Origin of the sequence: Cetobacterium sp. NK01 (assembly GCF_024506395.1) — a bacterium.
Lineage (GTDB): Bacteria > Fusobacteriota > Fusobacteriia > Fusobacteriales > Fusobacteriaceae > Cetobacterium_A > Cetobacterium_A somerae_A.
The window spans coordinates 877,429-898,370 of record NZ_JANIBO010000001.1 but is presented as its reverse complement, the minus strand read 5'-3'; the positions used below and the strand labels follow the sequence as shown (position 1 = coordinate 898,370).

Annotated in this window: 18 protein-coding genes; 13 read left to right on the top strand and 5 right to left on the bottom strand. The window is 28.0% G+C overall.

Annotated features, from left to right (window positions below; all coding sequences use genetic code 11):
- The first annotated feature begins 55 nt into the window (after positions 1 to 55).
- From coaE to NON08_RS04380, 12 genes are all read left to right on the top strand, one after another.
- A complete protein-coding gene (coaE, locus tag NON08_RS04435; protein ID WP_256690264.1) occupies positions 56 to 652 on the top strand; it encodes a dephospho-CoA kinase in 597 nt (198 codons plus the stop codon).
- Positions 649 to 2,799, top strand: a complete 2,151-nt coding sequence (locus tag NON08_RS04430) for a peptidase U32 family protein (RefSeq protein WP_256690263.1) — start codon at positions 649 to 651, stop codon at positions 2,797 to 2,799. The genes coaE and NON08_RS04430 overlap by 4 nt, the downstream gene beginning before the upstream one ends.
- A complete protein-coding gene (locus NON08_RS04425; protein WP_256690262.1) occupies positions 2,799 to 3,296 on the top strand; it encodes a phosphatidylglycerophosphatase A in 498 nt (165 codons plus the stop codon). The genes NON08_RS04430 and NON08_RS04425 overlap by 1 nt, the downstream gene beginning before the upstream one ends.
- A gap of 13 nt (positions 3,297 to 3,309) precedes the next feature.
- Positions 3,310 to 4,515 (top strand): CinA family nicotinamide mononucleotide deamidase-related protein, encoded by a 1,206-nt coding sequence (locus tag NON08_RS04420; RefSeq protein ID WP_256690261.1) that lies wholly within the window; start codon positions 3,310 to 3,312, stop codon positions 4,513 to 4,515.
- A 3-nt stretch (positions 4,516 to 4,518) separates the two neighbouring features.
- Entirely contained in the window at positions 4,519 to 5,067 is a 549-nt protein-coding gene (locus tag NON08_RS15030) for a helix-turn-helix domain-containing protein (protein ID WP_256690260.1), read from the top strand.
- Between the two features lie 15 nt (positions 5,068 to 5,082).
- Complete coding sequence (locus tag NON08_RS04410) at positions 5,083 to 7,599, top strand: DegV family EDD domain-containing protein (protein ID WP_256690259.1); 2,517 nt, start codon at positions 5,083 to 5,085, stop codon at positions 7,597 to 7,599.
- A 149-nt stretch (positions 7,600 to 7,748) separates the two neighbouring features.
- Positions 7,749 to 8,738 (top strand): UDP-glucose 4-epimerase GalE, encoded by a 990-nt coding sequence (galE, locus tag NON08_RS04405; RefSeq protein WP_256690258.1) that lies wholly within the window; start codon positions 7,749 to 7,751, stop codon positions 8,736 to 8,738.
- Between the two features lie 48 nt (positions 8,739 to 8,786).
- Positions 8,787 to 9,494, top strand: a complete 708-nt coding sequence (locus NON08_RS04400; RefSeq protein ID WP_256690257.1) for a biotin--[acetyl-CoA-carboxylase] ligase — start codon at positions 8,787 to 8,789, stop codon at positions 9,492 to 9,494.
- Between the two features lie 8 nt (positions 9,495 to 9,502).
- Positions 9,503 to 10,546: a tRNA 2-thiouridine(34) synthase MnmA gene (mnmA, locus tag NON08_RS04395; RefSeq protein WP_256690256.1), complete on the top strand. Its 1,044-nt coding sequence runs from the start codon at positions 9,503 to 9,505 to the stop codon at positions 10,544 to 10,546.
- A 12-nt stretch (positions 10,547 to 10,558) separates the two neighbouring features.
- Complete coding sequence (locus NON08_RS04390) at positions 10,559 to 11,623, top strand: aminopeptidase P family protein (protein ID WP_256690255.1); 1,065 nt, start codon at positions 10,559 to 10,561, stop codon at positions 11,621 to 11,623.
- A gap of 198 nt (positions 11,624 to 11,821) precedes the next feature.
- The gene (locus NON08_RS04385; RefSeq protein WP_256690254.1) at positions 11,822 to 13,354 is read left to right on the top strand and encodes an AbgT family transporter; all 1,533 of its coding nucleotides are present in this window, start codon (positions 11,822 to 11,824) and stop codon (positions 13,352 to 13,354) included.
- A gap of 52 nt (positions 13,355 to 13,406) precedes the next feature.
- Positions 13,407 to 14,111 (top strand): alpha/beta fold hydrolase, encoded by a 705-nt coding sequence (locus NON08_RS04380; protein WP_256690253.1) that lies wholly within the window; start codon positions 13,407 to 13,409, stop codon positions 14,109 to 14,111.
- Positions 14,112 to 14,133: 22 nt separating this feature from the next.
- Here the strand turns inward: NON08_RS04380 and NON08_RS04375 are convergent, their stop codons facing one another.
- The 4 genes from NON08_RS04375 to NON08_RS04360 form a co-directional block, all read right to left on the bottom strand.
- Positions 14,134 to 15,426, bottom strand: coding sequence for an NCS2 family permease (locus NON08_RS04375; RefSeq protein WP_256690252.1), 1,293 nt, complete (start codon positions 15,424 to 15,426; stop codon positions 14,134 to 14,136).
- A 168-nt stretch (positions 15,427 to 15,594) separates the two neighbouring features.
- Positions 15,595 to 16,674: an SEC-C metal-binding domain-containing protein gene (locus NON08_RS15025; RefSeq protein WP_256690251.1), complete on the bottom strand. Its 1,080-nt coding sequence runs from the start codon at positions 16,672 to 16,674 to the stop codon at positions 15,595 to 15,597.
- Between the two features lie 83 nt (positions 16,675 to 16,757).
- Entirely contained in the window at positions 16,758 to 17,474 is a 717-nt protein-coding gene (gene sfsA, locus NON08_RS04365; RefSeq protein WP_256690250.1) for a DNA/RNA nuclease SfsA, read from the bottom strand.
- A 61-nt stretch (positions 17,475 to 17,535) separates the two neighbouring features.
- Positions 17,536 to 17,715 carry an indolepyruvate ferredoxin oxidoreductase subunit alpha gene (locus tag NON08_RS04360; protein ID WP_256690249.1) on the bottom strand — a complete coding sequence of 60 codons (180 nt, stop codon included), beginning with the start codon at positions 17,713 to 17,715 and terminating at the stop codon, positions 17,536 to 17,538.
- 190 nt (positions 17,716 to 17,905) lie between these two features.
- Here NON08_RS04360 and yfcE point away from each other — a divergent pair, with 190 nt between their 5' ends.
- On the top strand, positions 17,906 to 18,451 hold the full coding sequence (yfcE, locus tag NON08_RS04355) for a phosphodiesterase (RefSeq protein WP_256690248.1): 546 nt from the start codon (positions 17,906 to 17,908) through the stop codon (positions 18,449 to 18,451).
- A 24-nt stretch (positions 18,452 to 18,475) separates the two neighbouring features.
- Here yfcE and lon read toward each other — a convergent pair whose 3' ends face one another.
- Positions 18,476 to 20,854, bottom strand: coding sequence for an endopeptidase La (gene lon / locus NON08_RS04350; RefSeq protein ID WP_256690247.1), 2,379 nt, complete (start codon positions 20,852 to 20,854; stop codon positions 18,476 to 18,478).
- Positions 20,855 to 20,942: the final 88 nt, after the last annotated feature.

The window sequence follows — 20,942 nt, the reverse complement described above, 5'->3', positions numbered from 1 at the left end:
AAAAAAATCAGAAAATATGTTAGAATATAGTATATTCTATTTTAAGGAGATGGCAATGATATTAGGATTGACTGGTGGTATAGGAAGTGGAAAATCTACAGTTAGTAAAATCTTTTTGTCTATGGGAATTAAAGTTTTTGATGCTGATTTAATAGCTAAAGATATTTTAGAAACTGAACAAGTAAAAGAGGAAATAAAAGAAAAACTGGGAAAAGAGTTTATAAATTTAAAAAGCAATTCTGTAGATAAAGAATTATTAAAAAAAGAGGTTTTTAATAATTCAAAAAAATTAAATATATTAAATGAAATAGTTCATCCTAGAGTTATAGATATATATAAAAAAAAATATTTAGAATTTAAAGATAAAAAAGAGATTATAATTTTTGATGTTCCATTATTGTTTGAAGTTAATTTAGAGAGATGTTGTGATAAGGTAATAGTTGTAGATATAGATTTAAAGGTCCAAATAGAAAGAATTAAAAATAGAGATAAAATTGATGTTGCTTTAATAAATAAAATAATATCTGCTCAAATGTCTAGAGAAGAAAGAAATATGAAAGCAGATATTTTAATTGAAAATAATGGAAGTTTAGAGGAATTAAAACAAAAAATAGAAAAAATAATCAAAGATATAGAAAGAGGAAAAATATGAAAATAGTTGCTCCAGCAGGAAGTATTGAAAGATTTCACGCCGCTATAAAAGCAGGTGCAGATGAAATATATATGGGATTAAAAGGTTTTGGTGCAAGAAGAAATGCTGTAAATTTGACTTTAGAAGAGTATAAAGAAGCATTAGATTATGCACATGCAAGGGGAGTGAAAGTATTCTTAACACTGAATACTATAATGATGGATGTTGAGATAGAAGCAATAGCTATAAATCTAAGAGAACTATATAAACATGGATTAGATGCAGTTATTGTTCAGGATTTTGGATTAGCAGAGTTTATAAAAATTAATTTTCCTGGGTTAGAGCTACATGGAAGTACTCAAATGACTGTAGCAAATCATATAGAGGCAAATTATTTAAAATCTATTGGTTTTGAAAGAGTTGTTTTACCTAGAGAGTTAACTTTTGAAGAGATAAAAGAAATAAGAGAAAAAAGTGATATTGAGTTAGAGATATTTGTTTCAGGAGCATTATGTATATCTTATTCAGGGAATTGCTATATGAGTAGTTTTATAGGTGGACGTAGCGGAAATAGAGGGATGTGTGCACAACCTTGTAGAAAAAAATATACTTCTGATGGAAATGATGAAGGATATACTTTAAGCCCAAAAGATCAGTTATATGGATACGATGAAATTCAAAAATTAAAAGAGATTGGGATAGATAGTATTAAATTAGAAGGAAGAATGAAAGAACCTAATTATGTATTTCAAACAGTTAATTACTATAAAGAGCTAATTGATGGAAATAACATTGAAGAAAAAAGTTCGCAAATATTTAATAGAGGTTATAGTACTGGGTATTTTTATAAAGATAGAAAAGATATAATGAATAAAAGTTTTGCCAGCCATTTAGGAAAAAATCTTGGAGAATTTAATGGAAAAGAATTAAAATTGAAAGAAAAAATAATCTTAGGAGATGGAATAACTTTTTTATCCAAAGATTATGAAAAAATTGGTGGAACTTATATAAATAAAATAGATACTAGATTTGAGAAAAGTAAAAGAGAAGCTAACATTGGAGAAACTTTAATATTAAGAGATATTCCCAAAGAAACAAAGTATATATATAGAAATTACTCTAAAGAAATTAGTGATTTAATTGAATCAAAAATGAAAACAACAGATAAAAAACATGTTATAGATATAGAATTCAAAGGTAAAATTGGAGAGAGAGCTAAAGTAATAGTTTCAACATTAAATAATAGATTTGAACTAATAAAAATATCATTAGAAAGCGAAGGTATAATAGAAAAAGCTAAAAATAAAGGTACATCACAAGATGTTATAAGTGAGAAGTTATTAGAGATAGGTGATACAACATTTATTGGATTTATAAAAAATATTGAAATAGATGAGAATATATTTTTACCGATTTCTACGTTAAAACAATTAAAAAGAGATGCGGTAAAACTTCTTCTAGAAAAGTTAATATTAAGTTATAGGAAAGAAAGCTGTGATGAGTTAGTAAAATTATCTAAAAAAGAGGTTAGTGAAAAAAGTAGTATATTATCAGCAATAGTTTCAACAGATGAACAAAAAAATATTTTAATTTCTTACGGAATAGATAAGATATATTTTAAAGGATATGATGTAGCAAGAGAAGAAAATTTAGAAAAAATAGATTTATCGAATAAAATGGCAACTAATTTATATCAAGCTTTAGAAAATAAAAATACACAAATAACACTGGGATGGAATTTAAATATATCAAATCGTTATGCCTTTGACCATTTCTCTAATATAGAGAAAATAGACACAATTATAGTTTCTCCTGAAATTAGTTATAGAAGATTAGAAGAGATAGGAGAAACAAAAATAAAAAAAGCTATATTAGCTTATGGAAGACCAAGAGCTATGTATACAGAGTTATCTTTTGGAAATGAAGAAGTAAAGGTTATAGAAAATGAACAAGGAGATAAGTTTACAATAATAAAAAATAGTATAGGAAATAGTGAAATTTATTTAGAAAAACCATTAAATATACTTAAAGACAGAAAATATTTAGAAAAAATTGGAATCTCTGAATTAGTTTTAGAGTTTACAACTGAAACACCTGAAGAGATAAAAGATATTCTAAATGGAAAGGGAGTATATAAACCCTATAACTATGAAAAAGGAGTGTTTTAATGAATAGAAAAGTAGTTAAAAATTTAGCAACAGTGTTTGGTTTAGGAGAGATGCCGGTAGCTCCAGGAACTTTTGGAACATTGGGGGGAATTCCTATATATATAGGATTAGTGATTTTAAAAAAAATATTTCCTAATAATATGATTTATAACTCTTTTTATTTTATGTTTTTAATGACATTTTTTGCTATAGCAGTTTATGTTTCTGATATAGCAGAAAGAGAGATATTTAAAGAAAAAGATCCACAAAAAGTAGTAATAGATGAAGTTTTAGGATTCTTAACAACTTTATTTTTAATAAATCCAGTTGGAATATTTCAAACAATTATGGCTATTGTGATAGGATTTGTTATTTTTAGATTCTTTGATATAACTAAGATTGGACCAATATATAAGTCACAATTTTTTGGAAATGGTGTAGGTGTAGTTTTAGATGATTTTTTAGCAGGAGTAATTGGTAATTTTTTAATGGTTTGTATATGGACAATATTCTTTTAAGAGGTAGATAAAAATGAGATGCACACTAATATTAGTAGGAACGGAACTTTTAAATGGAGCTACTTTAGATACAAATAGTGTATTTATGGCAGAAGAATTAAATAAGGCTGGAATAAAAATTGATTATAAATTAACGGTAGGGGATTCTTTACAGAAGATTGAAGATGCGCTTAAATTTGCTAAGAAAATGAGTGATTTAGTTATTTTGTCAGGAGGGTTAGGAGCAACAGATGATGATTTAACTAAAGAAGCAATAAGAAAATTTTTAGATAAAAAATTTATTATTGAAGATAAAGAGTTAGAAGAAATTAAAGAAAAATTTAGAAAGTTGAATATTCAATTTTTAAATAAAAATCTTAAGGAAGTTCAAAAACCAGAAGGAGCAATTTCAATAAAAAATGATGTAGGGATGGCACCAGCATTTTTTGTAGATGGAATTGCAGCTTTTCCAGGAGTTCCTAGAGAATTATATAATATGTTCCCAAAATTTTTAAATTTTTATACAAAAAATTATTGTAAAGATTTAGATCCAATATATATAAAAGATATTATTATTTCAGGAATTCCAGAATCTATACTAGAAGAGAAGATTAAAGGATTTTTTATAGAACCAAATATAGAATATGAATTTTTGGTTAAAGATTATGGTATAATAGTAAGGATGCAAACATTAGATAGATATAAAAACACAGTGGAAAAAATTAAGGAAAAGATATATAATAGTATAGGAAAGTATATATTAACAGAAGATCAAGAAAAAATAGAAGATAAAATTTTTAAATTATTAGAAAAAAGAAACTATACATTATCTGTAGCTGAATCATGTACAGGTGGGATGTTATCTTCAACAATTGTTTCAGTACCAGGTATATCAAAGTTTTTTAAAGAGGGATTAATTACATATAGTAATGAAGCAAAAATAGATAGATTAAACGTTAATAAAAATTTAATAGAAAAATATGGAGCTGTGAGCAAAGAGGTTGCAAAAGAAATGGTTATTGGATTAAAAACAGATGTTGGTATTTCAATAACTGGAATTGCAGGCCCTGAAGGTGGAACAAAGGATAAGCCTGTAGGGTTAGTTTATATTGGAGTTAAAGTTAAAGAAAAAGTCTTAACTTTTAAATTCGATTTCATAGGGGATAGAGAAAAAATAAGAAGAAAAGCAGTTCTCCATAGTCTATTTGAACTATATAAAATATTAGAGGAGGATGAATAAAAAGTGAGTATAGGAGAGAGAATAAAAAAAAGTAGAAATGAAAAATCATTATCATTAAGAGAGTTAGCAACAATGGTTGATTTATCAGCTAGTTTTTTATCACAAATAGAGCAGGGAAAAGCATCTCCTTCAATTGAAAACTTAAAAAAAATTGCAAATTCATTAGATGTAAGAGTTAGTTATCTAATTGAAGATGAAGAGGTAAAGAAAAATTCAGATTTAATTAGAGCAAAAGAAAGAAAATATGTTGAGAGTGTAGATTCTAATACAACTTTATCTTTATTAACATCATCAAATATTGAAAAAAGTATGGAGCCAATTTTATATGAAATTGGACCAGGTGGAGAAAGTGGCAGAAGTTATTACACACATCATGGAGAAGAATTTATATTTATTCTAGAGGGAAGTTTAGATATATATATAGAAGAAACAGTTCATAATTTACATGAAGGAGATAGTTTCTATTTTAAATCTAGTCAAAAGCATAGATTTAAAAATAATTCAGATAAAAGAGCTAGAGCTCTTTGGGTGGTAAATCCACCTACATTTTAACAATGGAGGAAAATAATGAATATAGAAGTAAAGGTATTGAACTCTACTAGGCTAACAAAGTTATTGATAGCAGCAAGTAGATGGCTATCAAAATATTCAGATGTTTTAAATGATTTAAATGTATATCCTGTTCCAGATGGAGATACAGGAACTAATATGTCTATGACATTACAAGCAGTTGAAAATGAGTTAATAAAATTAAATCATGAACCTGATATGGAAGAGTTATCTGATATAGTTTCAGAAGCTATTCTTTTAGGAGCTAGAGGAAACTCTGGAACAATTTTATCTCAAATTATTCAAGGGTTTTTAGATGGAGTTAGAACTAAAGAGGAAGTAACTGTAGATGACGTTAAAATTGCGTTTAGACTAGCTAAAGAAAAGGCTTATAAAGCTGTAAGTGAACCAGTTGAAGGAACAATGTTAACAGTTATTAGAAGAGTAGCAGAAGAGGCTGAGAAATATGATGGACCTGCAGATGATTTTATACCGTTTTTAGTTTATTTAAAAGAAGCAGCTCAAGAGGCCGTTGAAGAGACACCGAATCAATTACCAAAGCTAAAAGAAGCAGGAGTTGTAGATGCTGGTGGACAAGGAATATTCTATATATTAGAGGGATTTGAAAAATCAATAACAGATCCAGAGATGTTACATGATCTAGAAAGAATTGTTCAATCGCAAGCTAAAAGAAAAGATATAATGGAACATTCTGGAAGTCATGTGTTTGAAGATATTAAATTCAAGTATTGTACAGAGTTTGTTATAGAATCAGGTGATTTTGATTTAGATGATTATAAGTCAAAAATTGTAAATTACGGAGATTCAATGGTTTGTGCTCAAACATCAAAAAAGACAAAAACTCATATACATACAAATAATCCTGGAGCTGTATTAGAAATAGCTGGTAAATTAGGAAATTTATCAAATATTAAAATTGATAATATGGAGATTCAACATAAAAATATGCTTTTAGCAGATGCGGAGCATTATAAAGTTGATAAAAAAGGAAAAATTTTAGTTCAAAATGAAAATAGTAAACCAATTGCATACTTTGCTATTGTAGATAATATGGAATTAGGAAATCTATTTTTAGATAATGGTGCAACAGCAGTTTTAATTGGAGGGCAAACACAAAATCCAAGTGTTGCCGATATAGAAGAAGGATTGAATAAAATAAAAGCTGAAAAAATTGTAATATTGCCAAATAATAAGAATATAATTTCATCAGCTAAATTAGCAGCAGAAAGATCACCAAAAGAAGTAACAGTTTTAGAAACTAAAACAATGTTAGAGGGTGAATACGTTGTTAAAAATAAAGACTTTGGAATGGATGAAATACTAAAGCAACTTCCATTTAATGCATCAATTGAAATAACGCAAGCAGTAAGAGATACTAAAGTTGATGAAATAACAATATCTCAAGGAGATTATATAGCTTTAATAAATGGAAAAATAAAGCTAAAGGCATCTACATTAGAGGAGATAGTTGAAAATATTTATAAAACATGTGTAAACAGTGAAACTTTAAATATATTTGCTTGTATTGGAAAAGGTTCTACTGAAGAAGCAAACAAAATTCTTAAAGGAATAAAATCAACAGTAAGATATTCTGATTTAGTTATAGGACAAGAAAACTATCCATATTATATCTATATTACAAATAGAAATCCAGAGTTACCTGAAATTGCTATTGTAACTGATTCGACATCAGATTTAACACCAGATATGATTAAGGGATTAGATATAGATATTATTCCTTTAAAAATAAAGTTAGCAGGAGATACTTACTATAGAGATGGAGTGGATATTTCAAAAGGTGAGTTTTGGAAACAACTTTTAAAAGAAAATATTGTACCTAAAACATCTCAGCCTTCTCCAGCAGAGTTTAAGGAGCTTTATGAAAAATTATTGGAAAAAGGTTATAAAAAAATAATATCTATCCATATTTCAAGTAAATTAAGTGGAACTCAACAAGCTGCAAGAGTGGCTAGAGGAATGTTAAATAAAGAGGATGATATAGCTATAGTAGATTCTAAAGTTGTAACATTTGCTCTTGCGCATATAGTATTAGAAGCTGCAAAAATGGTAAAAGAAGGAAAATCATTTGATGAAATAATTGAATGGATTGATGAAACAAAGAGTAAAATGAAAGTTTATTTTGTTGTAAAAGAGCTTTCATATTTAGAAAAAGGTGGAAGAATAGGAAGAGCATCATCAGTTATAGGAGGCTTCTTAAAAATAAAACCTGTTTTAAAATTAGAGAATGGAGAAGTATGCATAGAAGCAAAAGCTCTTGGTGAAAGAGGGGCTTTAGCTTATATGGAAAAATTAATAAAAAATGAAAAAAATTCAATTATAATGTATACTGGTTGGGGTGGAACTCGTAGTGAGCTAGAAGCTGCCGATCAACTTAGAAATATAGCTGAAAAGACTAAAAAACTAGATTATAGAGGTAGAATGGAAATTGGAGCAACAATTGCTTCACACACAGGACCTGTATATGGAATGGGAATTTTAAATAAAATAAGATAATAAAAATAGCTAGATTATAAATCTAGCTATTTTTATAAAAGGAAACTTTTTTAAATAAATTAAATAAGATGAGTAGTAAAGAGTTTTAAAAGGATTGACTGGACATTAAAAAGCAAATATAATAAAGAAAAAACCATAGGAGGAAAAAAATGGCAATATTAGTTTGTGGTGGAGCAGGATATATAGGAAGTCACGCAGTAAAAGCCTTATTAGAGGCAAAAAGAGAGGTTATTGTTTTAGATAATATGCAAACAGGACATGTAGAAGCAATTCCTGAAAATATAAAATTAGCTCTAGGAGATTTAAGAGATTTAGAGTTTTTAAAAAGAGTTTTTAAAGAAAATAAAATAGAAGGGGTTATACACTTTGCAGCTGATTCGTTAGTTGGAGAAAGTATGACAAATCCAGCTAAATATTTTGAAAACAATGTTATGGGAACAATGAACTTATTAAATATAATGAAAGAGTTTAAGGTTAAAAATATTGTATTTTCGTCAACAGCAGCAACTTACGGAGAGCCTAAGAATATTCCTATTTTAGAAACTGACGAAACTAATCCAACAAATCCTTATGGTGAAAGTAAATTAATGGTTGAAAAACTTTTAAAATGGTATGATTATGCTTATGGAATAAAGTATACAGCATTAAGATATTTTAATGTTGCAGGAGCTTATCCAACAGGAGAGATCGGAGAAGATCATAGCCCAGAAACACATCTTATTCCTATAATTTTACAAGTAGCTTTAGGAAAAAGAGAGAAGATTGCAATATATGGAGATGATTACCCTACAGAAGATGGAACTTGTATAAGAGATTACGTTCATGTGATGGATCTAGTTGATGCTCATATACTAGCTTTAGACAGATTAAAAAATGGTGGAGAAAGTACAGTTTATAATTTAGGAAATGGAGAAGGATTCTCAGTAAAGCAAGTAATAGAGGTAGCTAGAAAAGTTACAAAACATACTATACCAGCTGAAGTTTCACCAAGAAGAGCTGGAGATCCAGCAAAATTAGTGGCAAGCTCAGAAAAAGCTATGAAAGAGTTAAAGTGGAAGCCTAAGTATGCATCATTAGATTCTATAATAGAAACAGCATGGAAATGGCATAAAGAAAATCCAGATGGATACAATGATTAAAAAATTAGGCAGAATTCTGCCTAATTTTTTATTTTAAAAGGAGAAAAGATGAGAATATATAAATTTGAAGAGATTGATTCTACGAATAAATTTTTAAGAGAAAAAAGTGATGTACTAGAAAAAGACTTAGCTATAGCAAAAGTTCAAACACTAGGAAGAGGACGGAGAGGAAATAAGTGGGTGTCCACTAAGGGAGCAGCTTTGTTTTCTTTTGTACTGAAGCATAATTCAGAAATATTAGAAGAAGAATATATGAAATTACCACTTTTAGTTGGTTACTCTCTTTTATATTCTCTAAAAAAGATAGAGAATTTAGATTATAAATTTAAATGGACTAATGATTTATTTTTAGATGAAAAAAAAATTAGTGGTATATTAGTAGAAAAAATAGGAGACAACTATATAATTGGTATTGGATTAAATGTTAATAATTTAAATCTTGAAGAAGCAAAAAATATTGCAATATCATTGAAAGAAAAAACAAATAAAAATTATGATTTAGAGGAGATTATATTAACTATAGTTAATGATTTTTTCTATAATTTTGAAGAGTTTAAAAATGGAAAATGGAAAGAAATTTTAAAAAAAATTAATGAAGTTAATTATTTGTATGGTAAAAGAATTGATATCGTAACTTTTGATAAAAAAGAAAGTGGAATAGCTGGAGATATTTTAGAGGATGGAACTTTAGAAGTATTTGTAGGAAATGAAATAAAAAGATATAATATTGGCTCAATACATATAGCTAAAAAGTAGAGGAGATTATGAGTAGAAAAAGAGTGATTTTAGGATTAAGTGGAGGAGTGGATTCATCTACCTCAGCATATATGTTGCAAGAGGATGGTTTTGAAGTAATTGGCGTTACTTTAGTGGTAAGTGATGAGCAAAAAGAATCGAAGGATTTAGAAGATGCTATTAGTTTAGCTAAAGAGTTAAAAATAGAGCATATTATACTAGATGTTGTAGATGAATTTAAAGATAAAATTATAAAATATTTTATAGATGAATACGCAATGGGAATGACACCATCTCCATGTGTAGTTTGTGACGAAATAATAAAAATAAAGAAATTAATAGAAATAGCTGATGAAAAAAAAGCTTATTATATAGCTACAGGTCACTATTGTGAAATAAGTAAAGATAATAAATTTAGAAAATATTTATTTAAAAAACCAAAGGATAGCAAAAAAGATCAAGGATATATGCTATACAGAATTGAGCCAAAAATAATAGAAAGGATGATATTTCCTTTAGCAAAATATGAGAAAATAATAGTTAGAGAAAAAGCTAAAAATTATGGAGTAAAAGTTTTTGATAAAAAAGATAGTCAAGGGATTTGCTTTGCTAAAGAGGGATATTTAGAGTTTTTAAAGAAAAATTTAAAAGACAAAATAGTTCCTGGAAACTATGTAGATAAACAGGGTAAAATACTAGGACAGCATCAAGGATACCAGCTTTATACAATAGGACAAAGAAGAGGTTTGGGTGTTTTATTTTCTAAGGTATACTTTATAATAGATATTATTCCACAAAAAAATGAAATAATATTAGGTGATTATATAGAGTTATATAGAGAAAAAATAGAATTAGAAAATTTTAAAACTCATATTCCTTTTGAAACACTGACTCAAATGAGAGTTTTGGCAAAACCAAGGTTTTCAAGTACAGGTTTTTATGGTAAAGTAATTGAAGAAAAAGAAAAAATATATTTTCAATATGAGGAAAAAAATCCACAAAATGCAAAAGGACAGCATTTAGTATTATATAGTGATGAACTAGTCATAGGTGGAGGAAAAATAATATTTTAAAGGGGGTAGTTTATGAAATTAAAAGAGTTAATGAGAGAAAAAGGTGTAGACGCAGTTTTAATTACAAACTTATTAAATGTGAGATATTTTACTGGATTTACAGGAACAACAGGTACAGGATTAGTAATTGGAGAAAAAAAATTTTTTATAACAGATTTTAGATATGTATCTCAAGGTAAAGAACAAGTTGAAAAAAATGGATTTGAATTGATTTGTGAAAATGTATCAACATTAAAAAAAGTGGGAGAATTATTAAAGGAGTTTGGTGCAAAAAAAATAGCTATTGAAAATCAAAATGTAACTTTAGATCAATTTAAACTTTTTAAAGAAAATTTTCCAGAAGTTGAATATGTATATTTAGATGATAGCTTCCTAAATATAAGAGAAATTAAATCAAAAGAAGAGATTGAAATAATAAAAGAATCAATAAGAATAGCTGAGAAAGCTTTGGAAATAACTTTACCTAAAATCAAAATTGGTGTAAAGGAAACTGAAATTGCTGCAGAGTTAGAATATCAAATGAGAAAATTAGGTGCATCAAAACCATCCTTTGATCTTATTGTAGCTTCTAATGAAAGATCATCTCTTCCTCATGGAGTAGCTAGTGATAAAAGAATAGAAGAAGGATTTTTAACAATAGATTATGGATGTTTTTATAAAGGATATGCTTCAGATATAACGAGAACGTTTTATGTAGGAGATAATCCAACAGAAAAGCATTTAGAAATATATAATATTGTAAAGGAAGCGAATGAAATAGCAATAAAAGAAGTGAAAGAGGGAGTAACAACTCATGAGTTAGATGCTATAGCAAGAAACTTTATAAAAGAAAAAGGATATGGGGAATATTTTGGTCATGGATTAGGACACGGAATAGGATTACAAATTCACGAATATCCAGGAGTTTCTTTTAAAGCAGAGAATAAAATATTAAAAGAAGGAATGGTAATTACGGTAGAACCAGGTATTTATATACCTAATTTTGGTGGAGTTAGAATAGAAGATGATATTTTAGTAAAAAAAGATTCTTATGAAAAATTAACTTCATTAGAAAAAACTTTTAAAAAAATTAAATAACAGCATAACGAATATTAAAAAACAAAAAAATGTTCGTAAAAAGTACTAATTGCTGACGAATATATATTTTTTTTATAAAAGATATATAAAATTAATCTTTTTAATTTGACTAAAAATATGATATTCTTTATCTATAGTAGAAAGTTTATTAATCATTTTGTTATAAAATGAAAATAAATTATCAATATGGAGGGGAATATGGAAGCTGAATTAAAAAAGAACGAACTTCAAAACAAGAGTTTTATAGACAAATTCTTGAATATAATTGAAAAGGGAGGAAACGCTCTACCACATCCAGCAACACTTTTTGCAATACTTGCTGTAGTAGTAGTAGTAATATCAGGTATAGGTGGAGCCTTAGGTTGGTCAGTTGATTTTGTTGGAATTAATAGTAAAACAATGAAAACAGAAGAGATGGTTATATCAACTAAATCTTTAATGACAAAAGAGGGAGTAAATTATATTTTTACTTCAATGGTTAAAAACTTTACTGGATTTGCACCATTAGGAACAGTATTAGTTGCTATAATAGGTATAGGAATAGCTGAAAGGTCTGGATTAATGGCAGCGATTCTAAAAAAAGTAGCATTATCAACACCTAAAAAGTTAGTAACAGTTATGGTTATATTTTTAGGAATTATGTCAAATGTGGCTTCTGATGCAGGGTATGTTGTTTTACCACCACTTGCAGCATTAATTTTCTTATCTTTTGGAAGACATCCAATTGCAGGATTAGCTGCGGCTTTTGCAGGAGTATCTGGAGGATTCTCAGCAAATTTATTGATAGGAACAATTGATCCACTTTTAGGTGGAATCTCAACAGAGGCAGCAAAAATATTAGATCCAACATATGAGGTATTACCAACAGCAAACTGGTACTTTATGATGGCATCAACATTTGTAATTGCATTTTTAGGAACTTTAATAAATGATAAGATAGTAGAGCCAAGATTAGGAAAATATACTGGTGATGAAGCGATTGATTTCCAAGAAGTAACAACAGAGGAGAAAAAGGCTTTAAGAGCTGCAGGAATGGCGACAGTAATAATGCTAGTTTTATTAGTACCTATTTATTTTGCATTAGGTAAAAATTTCTTAGGAAGTGGACTAGTACCAATAATTGTTATTTTCTTTGCTCTTCCAGGATTAGCATATGGAAAATCTATAGGAACAATAAAAAATGATTCTGATGTAATGGGAATGTTAACAAAATCAATGCAAGGAATGGCGGGATATATTGTTTTAGTTTTCTTTGCTGCTCAATTCATAGCCTACTTTGGGTATACAAATTTAGGTACAATATTAGCAGTAAAAGGAGCAGACTTCTTAGAAACAGCTGGAATTGGTGGAATTCCATTAGTAATTGGATTTATTTTAATAGTAGGTTTCTTAAATCTATTTATGGGATCAGCCTCAGCTAAATGGGCTATATTAGCGCCAGTATTTATACCAATGTTAATGAGAATAGGTTATTCACCAGAGTTTACTCAATTAGCTTATAGAATAGGAGATTCAAGTACAAATATAATCTCTCCATTAATGTCATACTTTGCCATGATAATTGTATTTATGCAAAAATATGATAAAAAAGCTTCTTTAGGAACTCTTATATCAGTAATGCTTCCTTACTCAATAACATTCTTAATTGGATGGTCAATTTTCTTAGCAGCTTGGATGTTAAGCGGATTACCAATTGGACCAGAGGTACAAATATTATTAAAAGGAATGTAAGATATAAAGGCTTGATATTAATCAAGCCTTTTATTATTTATAGAGGTGAAAAATGAAAAAAAATATAATTTTAATACATGGAGCAGGGGTAGGGGGATGGGTATTTAGAGATATAGAAAAAATTTTAAAACTGTATGGTAATAATGTTTACGCTCCAAATTTATCAGCAATAGGGGATCGGAAACAATTAATAGAAAATAAAACAACATTAACTACCTATGCCAAAGAGATAGAGGCTTTGATATTAAAGAATAATTTATATGATGTTTATTTAATAGGGCATTCTTTTGGAGGAGCTGTAGTTTCAGCTGTAGTTGAATTGATTCCAGAAAGAATAAAATACCAAATATATATTGATAGTTTTTTCTTAGAAAATAATGAGAGCATTTTAACTTTATTTGGAGAAAAGAGAGAAAATGAATTATATGATATTTGTAAAAATGAAGGAGAGGGAAAATATCTACCTAAAAGATTATTTGGAAAAGAACATCCATTAATAAAAGATATGCCTTTTAGTCCATATATGGAAAAGGTAAAATTTAAAGGGAAAGGGAAAAAAATACCAGGAGCTTATATAGATTGCTTAGATAGTAGTGGTTTTGAGCATTTAGAAAGACCAAAAAGAATAATGAAATCAAGGGTTGAAGATAGAAAATGGAAGTATGTGACATTAGATTCAGATCATATTCCAATGACAAAATCTCCAGCTAGAGAAAAGTTAATAGAAGTATTAATAGATTTAATAAAAAACAGCTAAAAATTTTAGCTGTTTTTTATTATTATACTATTAAACTTAGAACAGACAAAGCTCCTATAACTAAAAGAGTAGGATTTATTTTTTTGAAATCACCTGTTCCAGCATGAATAATTATATAAGATATAAATCCAAAAGCTAAACCAGTACTTATACTATAAGTTAAAGGCATCATTAGAATTGTTACAAAAGATGGAAAAAGAGTTTTATAGTCTTTCCAATCTAACTCATAAATATTTTTAAACATATAGACACCAACAATAATAAGCGCTGGAGATGTAGCAAAAGATGGAACGATAGAAACTAAGGGTGTGAAAAATAAGGAAGCAATAAAAAATCCAGCGGTAACGACAGAAGCTAAACCTGTTCTAGCTCCAGCAGCAATACCTGCCGCAGTTTCTGAAAGAGTAGTCACTGTACTAGTACCTAAAACAGCTCCAATCATTGTAGATGTAACGTCAGCATATAACATTTTTCCAAGATCTTTAACTTTACCGTTTTTATCAGCTAAACCGATTTCTTTAGAGCAAGCAATTAAAGTACCTAAAGAATCAAAAAGATCAACAAACATAAAAGAAAATGCTGGACCTAGAAGAGATAACTTTAAAGCTCCCCAAATATCTAATTTAAAAGCTATTGGTGCAATACTAGGGGGCATAGACATAATTGAAGTGGGCATACTTGTATCACCAGTAAAAATACCAATAACAGTAGATGAAACTATTCCTATTAGTATTCCACCTTTAACTTTTTTTATTTCTAGTATAATGGCGATAAAAAGTCCAATAATTCCAATTAAAATTTGAGAATTAAATCTAGCTAATCCAATGATTGTAGCAGGATTAGAAGAGACAATCCCAAGAGTTTTAAGTCCAATAAAAGCAATAAAAAGTCCAATTCCACCTGTAACAGATATTTTTAAACAAAGAGGAATTGCATTAGCAATTTTTTCTCTAATTCCACCAATTGATAAAAAGAAAAAGAATACTCCAGAAAGAAAAACAATTCCAAGGGCTGTTTGCCATGGGATTCCTCTTCCAATAACAAGAGAATAAGTAAAAAATGCATTTAATCCCATACCTGGAGCTAACGCAAAGGGAGCATTAGCTAAAAATGCAGCAATAAGAGTTCCTATAGCAGCAGAAAGTATAGTTACTGTTATTAGAGCACCTTTGTCCATACCAGATTCGCTAAGAATTGCTGGGTTTATAAAAATTATGTAAGCCATAGTTAGAAAAGTAGTTGTACCTCCAATTATTTCATGTTTGATACTACTGTGTCTTTCCTTAATTTTAAAAAAATTGTTTAAAAAATTCATACAAAACTCCTTTATTTTTCCATATATTATACAAAAAAAACATATTAAAATGAAGAATAAAAATAATTTCTTGACAAATTTTGTGAAATACTATACTATAACGGTATAGAAATCAACTAAAAACCAAATATAATTAAATAAAAAAATAGGAGTTATCTCCTATTTTTTTTATTTACCACAACATTTTTTATATTTTTTTCCAGATCCGCATGGACAATTTTCATTTCTTCCCACTTTATTGACAGTTCTAGGAGGCTGATTTTCTCCAAAAACTTCAATATAAGAGTGACCTTTTAAAGTCCAAAGAGGTAAAGATTTTGATATTTTAGTTACAAGAGCTATAAAAAGAGCTTCTGAATTAGAATTATCGAATTTAACTCTAGTTTTTATATCGTTAACAATATCATCAATAGAAACATTATTTTTTAATCTATCTATAATTGTTGTAATTTCAAAACCAATTTGTGCACCTTGTAATTTATGAGACATTAAAAGAGCTATTAAATCTGCAACCTCTTGAGTTTTTTCAATAAAGAAATAGTTCCAGTAATTTTTATACTCATCATTTGTTAAAACTTTATACTCTAATCCTTCATATTTTATAGTTTCGTGTAAAATATCTACTGGTTCAGAAACAGAATCAGCTACTAAATATATAACTTTGCTACCTGAATCCTCTAATTTAGATATAAATACATTTAGAATCCATCTAGAATCTATAAAGTTATGAATTTTATCAAGAGTGATATCTTTAAATGTAGGAGTTAAAAGTTCTAGCAATTTATGTTCATCAATAACACCATAAAATCTAATTATTCCTAAAATTAACATTTCAAGCTCTTGATAGTAATCTACTAACTTTTTATTCTCTTCCTTTGTAGAAAGAGAGTCAATTGTTTCAATAAACCAAGTTGAAATAATGTAATGATTGTTACCTTTTTCTTTAATAACATTTTTAGATATGAAACCAAAACTTTGTAGAGGTAATAGAAACTCCTCATATTCAAAAAAATCTTTCTCAGTTACTTGATTTTTTTCACCATTAAATTGAGAAAGTAAAGTTATAGTATCTTTAGAAAAAATTTCTAAAAAAGCATCAGAATTATTAGTATATACTTCTGTAATTTTTTCTATAATTTTTCCTTTTACAGTACTTTTAGCAATTTTTATATTAAATTTAGCTAAAATTTTAAAAAGATCATCTTTAAGTAAACTATTTAAAGATTCAATTAAAAATTTGTCTTCCACGTTGACCTCCAAATATTTTTATTACTATTATATCATAAAAATATAAAAATACAAAAATGTATAGAAAAATGAGGTCTATAAAGCTATAACTTAGATGGAAGAATTTCAATTTTTTTGTTTTTAAAAAAAATTTCACCATTACAGAAATAAAATTGTATTGGATATATTTCAACTCCAGATTTTAAAGCCTCATAAAAAGTTTCGTAAAAAATAGGATCAGTCTCATAATTTGGGGTAAAAAATTTAGAATCTTTTAAAATTATTAAAACAACTGCAGCTCTAGTACCAGATTTTTTAATTTTAATTAACTCTTTAAGATGTTTAGTTGCTCTTACACTAGGGGCGTCTGGAAAAGTAGCTACACCATCTATAGAAAGAGATACACCTTTTGTTTCGATATATATTTTTTCATTATTTTTTTCAATTAAATAATCTAGACGGCTATTTCCATATTTGACTTCAGGTTTTATAAAGTCATAAGATCCAAAGCAAGAGATATCAAAATTTTTAAAATAATTATCAGTAATATATCTATGAATTGAAGAATTTATTAAAATTTGTTCATTATTATTAGAATAAGCTGCTATAACATCCCAGAAAGTTTTTCTATTTTCAATATTTTCAGCCTTTCTTAAAAGAATAGTATTTCCTGGAAAAAGAAGTTCTTTTATTCTGCCTGAATCATGGACATGGGCAGAGACAATTTCTCCATTTTTTAATTGTAAATTAGCTATAAATCGATTGGGCCTATCTATAAATTTTGCAACTTCATCAATATTAACTCTATAAATAAATTTCATAGTTCCCCCTATTTTATATAATAAAAAAGAGATCAATTTCTTGATCTCTTATTAAAAGTTATTACTCAGCTGGAGAGATACACTCAACAGGACAAGCACCTGCACAAGCACCACAATCAATACATTGGTCCTCGTCGATTCTTCTTTTTCCTCCATCAACCTCAGAAATGCAGCTAACTGGGCAAACTGCCTCGCAAGTTCCACATCCGATACAGATATCTTCGTTAATTCTATGAGCCATGATAACCTCCTAAATTAAATTTAATTAAGTATAAATATACAAGTTTAATATATACTCGACAGAAGTATACCATTTTAATATTAAAATGGCAACTTTTTTCTTAGAATATTATTATAAAAAAAATTATAAATTCCTTTTTTTTTGTGAAAAATTGATATATAATGAAAAAAAAATACTAAGGAGAGTAATTATGAAAATTTTTGTAATATCTGATATTCACGGCTCAAGTTATTTTTTAAAAAAATCGTTAGAAGCATATAAAAAAGAAAAAGCAGACTATATATTAATATTAGGGGATGAATTGTATCATGGTCCTAGAAATCCTTTGCCGTTAGAGTATAATCCAAAGGAAGTAGTAGATATTTTAAATAATTATAAAGAAAAGATTATTGCAGTTAGAGGAAATTGTGATAGTGAAGTTGATCAAATGTTGTTAGAATATCCAATCATGGGAGATTATTCAACTATTTTTTTTAATAATAAAAGGATTTTTGCTACACATGGGCATATTTATAATGAGGATAAACTTCCAAAGTTATGTAAGGGAGATATTTTTATATATGGGCATACTCATCTACCGGTAGCTCATGAAGTAGATGGTATTTATATGTTGAATCCTGGATCAATTTCTCTTCCTAAAGGAGGAAATGTAAATAGTTATGGTATGTTTGAAAATAATAAATTTTATATAAAAAATTTAGATGGAGAAATCATAAAAGAGATAGAATTAAAATAAAGGAGTGCTTTAGCACTCCTTTACTTATTTTATAGCATAATTGAGAACATCTGTGAAATAATCAACATAATTAACAGTAATACCAGATTTTAAAAATTCAGGGAGTTTATCAAAATCTTTTTTATTATCCTTTGGAAGAATTAATTCAAATATACCAACTCTTCTAGCAGCAATAGTTTTTTCTCTAACTCCTCCAATAGGAAGAACTTTACCAGTTAAAGTAAGTTCACCAGTCATAGCAATGCCCTTTCTAATTGGAGTATTTGTCGCTAAAGAATATAATGCTAAAGCCATTGTAATACCAGCAGAAGGACCATCTTTTGGAGTTGCTCCTTCTGGAACATGAAGATGAACTCTATTTTTGTCAAAGAATTCTTTAATTTCAATAGAAAGAGTTGTATCTTTAGCAAGAAGAGATCTTATATACGAGTAGGCAATCTCTGCTGACTCCTTCATCACATCTCCAAGCTGACCTGTAAGTTTTAAACCACTTTCTTTATTGCTAATACTTGTGGCCTCAATATATAAAGTAGCTCCTCCTAAGGATGTCCAAGCTAATCCAAGAGTAACACCTGGAATTTCTTTTTGATAAAGTTCTTCTGTGGTAAAAATAGGAGTACCTAAATAGGATTCAACATTATTTTCATTGATTCGAACTTTCTCTTTATTTCCTTCAGCAATTTTTAGATTAACTTTTCTCATAATTTTACGAATACACTTATCTAAAGTTCTAACACCAGCTTCTCTAGCGTATTTATCTATTATAAACTTTAAAGCATTTTTACTAATAGTAATCTCTTTGCTATCTAAAGCATGAGCTTTAAGTTGTTGTGGAATTAGATATTTCTGAGCTATTTGTAGTTTTTCCTCAAGGATATAACCTGATAAATGAATAACTTCCATTCTATCAAGTAGAGGTCTTGGAATTGTATCTAATTGATTAGCTGTTGTAACAAAAAGTATTTTAGATAAATCATATCTTATATCTAAATAATGATCTAAAAAATCTTTATTTTGTTCGGGATCTAAAACTTCTAATAAAGCAGATGCAGGATCTCCTCTAAAGCTGTTTCCAATCTTATCAATTTCATCAATCATTATTACTGGATTAGAAGTTTCAACAAGCTTTAAAGCTTGAATAATTTTTCCAGGCATAGCTCCAATATATGTTCTTCTATGACCCTTTATTTCAGCTTCATCAACCATTCCACCAACTGAGAAACGATAAAATTTTCTATTTAAAGATTCTGCAATAGACTTTCCAATCGATGTTTTTCCAACTCCAGGAGGTCCAACTAAACATAAGATAGATCCATTTACATTTCCAGTTTTAATAACAGTACTGACAAATTCTAGAATACTATTTTTAATATCTTCAAGTCCATAATGATCTCTATCTAAAATTGTTCTTGCTTTTTTAATATCTAATCTATCTTTTGAAAAAACTCCCCAAGGTAGTTCAACAATAGATTCAATATATGTTCTAGCAACATGATACTCTGGAGAGCCTTGATCTAAAAGAGAAAGTTTTTCTAATTGTTCATTTACAACTTTTTCAGCTTCTGGAGATAGATGAATATGATTTATTTTATCCATAATTTTATCTATAACTGCAGATTTTTCATCTTTTTCTAAACCTAACTCTTGTTTTATTAGTTTAAGTTGCTCTTTTAAAAAGTATTCTTTTTGTTGCTTACTTACTTTATCTTCAATTTGTTTAGAAATTTTAGCTTGGAGTTGAGATATTTCTAATTCCTTTTTTAACATAGTTAATAATCTTTGTGACCTGTTAACAATATTAAACTCTTCTAAAAGTTCTTGTAGATCTTTAGCTTCGGCTTTTAACATTGATGAAACAAAGTCTATAAATATGCTTGGATGATCATAAGAAGCTTGGGAAACAAGAAGTTTTAATTCCTCTTTTAAAATAGGATTAACCTCAAAAATTTCTTTTAAAGATGTCATAATAGCAAGCATGTAAGCTTTAAGTTCAACAGATGAATCAGCAGTCTCCTTATTATATTTAACTTTCCAGCATATTCTAGAGTTACCGAGAACAACTTTTTTCTTTTTAAATCGTTCTACTCCAAAGACTATTGCTTGTACAGAATCTTGAGAAATAGATGTTACTTTATTTATTTTAACAACAGTTCCAACATCATATAGAGTTGAGTTGAAATAGTCGTTGTCGTCGATATCTTTAACAAAAACTAAGCCAATAAAGCCATTATAATGCTCTTCTGCATCTTTTATAGCTTGTAAAAAATCCTCACCTGTAAAAGCGATTGGAGTTAAAATATTTGGAAAAATAGGTCTTATTACAAGAGGTAAAATAGGAATATCTTCAGGTAATAAATCCCTTATGTTAACAAGATCTGTAGAATTGTTATTTGTACTAGTCATAGCCTCCTCCTTTTGTTTCTATTGTTATATTTAGAGTACATATAAATATATGTATTTCCTTTTATAAATTAAAAATAAAAGCTTGAAA

What these genes read in the sequence shown, in the direction of transcription:
- NON08_RS04385 (WP_256690254.1), top strand. Translation starts at nt 11,822, where the DNA reads ATGGAAGCTGAATTAAAAAAGAACGAACTTCAAAACAAGAGTTTTATA.
- sfsA (WP_256690250.1), bottom strand. Translation starts at nt 17,474, where the DNA reads ATGAAATTTATTTATAGAGTTAATATTGATGAAGTTGCAAAATTTATA.
- NON08_RS04400 (WP_256690257.1), top strand. Translation starts at nt 8,787, where the DNA reads ATGAGAATATATAAATTTGAAGAGATTGATTCTACGAATAAATTTTTA.
- lon (WP_256690247.1), bottom strand. Translation starts at nt 20,854, where the DNA reads ATGACTAGTACAAATAACAATTCTACAGATCTTGTTAACATAAGGGAT.
- NON08_RS04390 (WP_256690255.1), top strand. Translation starts at nt 10,559, where the DNA reads ATGAAATTAAAAGAGTTAATGAGAGAAAAAGGTGTAGACGCAGTTTTA.
- NON08_RS04430 (WP_256690263.1), top strand. Translation starts at nt 649, where the DNA reads ATGAAAATAGTTGCTCCAGCAGGAAGTATTGAAAGATTTCACGCCGCT.
- galE (WP_256690258.1), top strand. Translation starts at nt 7,749, where the DNA reads ATGGCAATATTAGTTTGTGGTGGAGCAGGATATATAGGAAGTCACGCA.
- NON08_RS04380 (WP_256690253.1), top strand. Translation starts at nt 13,407, where the DNA reads ATGAAAAAAAATATAATTTTAATACATGGAGCAGGGGTAGGGGGATGG.
- NON08_RS04420 (WP_256690261.1), top strand. Translation starts at nt 3,310, where the DNA reads ATGAGATGCACACTAATATTAGTAGGAACGGAACTTTTAAATGGAGCT.
- coaE (WP_256690264.1), top strand. Translation starts at nt 56, where the DNA reads ATGATATTAGGATTGACTGGTGGTATAGGAAGTGGAAAATCTACAGTT.
- NON08_RS04360 (WP_256690249.1), bottom strand. Translation starts at nt 17,715, where the DNA reads ATGGCTCATAGAATTAACGAAGATATCTGTATCGGATGTGGAACTTGC.
- mnmA (WP_256690256.1), top strand. Translation starts at nt 9,503, where the DNA reads ATGAGTAGAAAAAGAGTGATTTTAGGATTAAGTGGAGGAGTGGATTCA.
- NON08_RS04410 (WP_256690259.1), top strand. Translation starts at nt 5,083, where the DNA reads ATGAATATAGAAGTAAAGGTATTGAACTCTACTAGGCTAACAAAGTTA.
- yfcE (WP_256690248.1), top strand. Translation starts at nt 17,906, where the DNA reads ATGAAAATTTTTGTAATATCTGATATTCACGGCTCAAGTTATTTTTTA.
- NON08_RS04425 (WP_256690262.1), top strand. Translation starts at nt 2,799, where the DNA reads ATGAATAGAAAAGTAGTTAAAAATTTAGCAACAGTGTTTGGTTTAGGA.
- NON08_RS04375 (WP_256690252.1), bottom strand. Translation starts at nt 15,426, where the DNA reads ATGAATTTTTTAAACAATTTTTTTAAAATTAAGGAAAGACACAGTAGT.